The following is a 1,244-nucleotide window of genomic DNA, read 5'->3' as shown; positions in this document are numbered from 1 at the left end:
GTTCAGGTTTTATGATGCGGATGTGGGGCGGTTTACGCAGCCGGATCCGATTGGGCTGGCGGGAGGGTTGAACCTTTATCAGTATGCTTCGAACCCGATCACTTTTATTGATCCTCTTGGTTTAGCCTATGATCCAATTGCCGCATTAAACGAGCTAGGTTTTGAAGGGGTAAGGCAAACTCCAGGCGGGGGTCTTGATTACAGAAACAGCAACGCCATGTATAACAAACCAAATATTAATCCAGTCGTACCGATAAAATACACTGGCGACTACGCCCTAGACACACAAGCTGCAAACAGGGAAGCCGGACTAAATCAAAAGTCCGCACCGAAGGGCTACGTTTGGCACCATGTGAATGATTACGACCCAAAGTCAAACACCGGAACGATGCAACTCGTAAAACAAAAAGCACACTTGGGAATAAAGCATGCCGGAGGCGTCAGCCAGTACTCAGTAGCAACCGGGAGAAAATATACTCATCCTGCGAGACCAATCAAGACCAAAGGACCCACCAGATGCCCATAACCCTACAGAATTGCGAAGCCCCAATTAGCACTCTTGAATACGATGAGTTCACTAAAATTATTGGCCGCGCGCCATCAGAATATTTTAGAAATTTCTATATAACGAATAATGGCGGAACAATTGATGATTCAACCGCAGAAAGCAATGCGTTTTTACTAAACAGCTTTCTCTCCATAAAAAATGGTGAAACCACAATTGAAGATACATACAAGCAACTAATCAAAGGAGAGCCCGAGTTAATAAACCTAGTCCCATTCGCCTATGACGATTGCGGCAACATTTTCGTTCTATCCGCCAGAAATAGAGATTTTGGGCTTATCTACCTATGGCTGGCAGATGAAAGAGATCTAGTTCTTTTATCTAGCTCTTTCGAAGAGTTTCTCTCACAGCTTGAGCAGTGATTAGAGCCACACCACGAACATTCTGGATATGACTATCCGAGCGAAGGGCAAAGCTGGCTTTGGCTTAGTGCCTGACGTCAACTGCGAGAGGGCGCAAACAACGCGCGTCACCTGAGTTCGATGTTCCCGCCGCAGGCTCAGTCTGCGGTAGGACAATTGACTCCCATCTCCCGACTCTCTGTCGCCAGGTATTTCTTTTCAGTCCCTGCTTGATACTCAGGAACGGCTGGAAATCAATCGGCGATAGCGGCACTCCATCGGATGCCCTCGGCCAACTACTCAGCGAAACCAGTGATGCCGGTGACCTGCAATACGCT

2 protein-coding genes are annotated in these 1,244 nt (G+C 47.4%); both read left to right on the top strand.

What is annotated here, in order from left to right; genetic code table 11:
• Positions 1-526: HNH endonuclease (locus NTD80_RS04830; RefSeq protein WP_262132392.1), on the top strand; the 526-nt coding region annotated here is incomplete at its 5' end.
• Positions 517-927: an SMI1/KNR4 family protein gene (locus tag NTD80_RS04825; RefSeq protein ID WP_262132391.1), complete on the top strand. Its 411-nt coding sequence runs from the start codon at positions 517-519 to the stop codon at positions 925-927. The genes NTD80_RS04830 and NTD80_RS04825, both read left to right, overlap by 10 nt.
• Positions 928-1,244: the final 317 nt, after the last annotated feature.

It is taken from the genome of Pseudomonas sp. 13B_2.1_Bac1 (genome assembly GCF_025466155.1).
Classification (GTDB): Bacteria; Pseudomonadota; Gammaproteobacteria; order Pseudomonadales; family Pseudomonadaceae; genus Aquipseudomonas; species Aquipseudomonas aylmerensis.
Note: the sequence above shows the minus strand (reverse complement) of the source record. Positions and strands in the feature narration are given on the sequence as shown.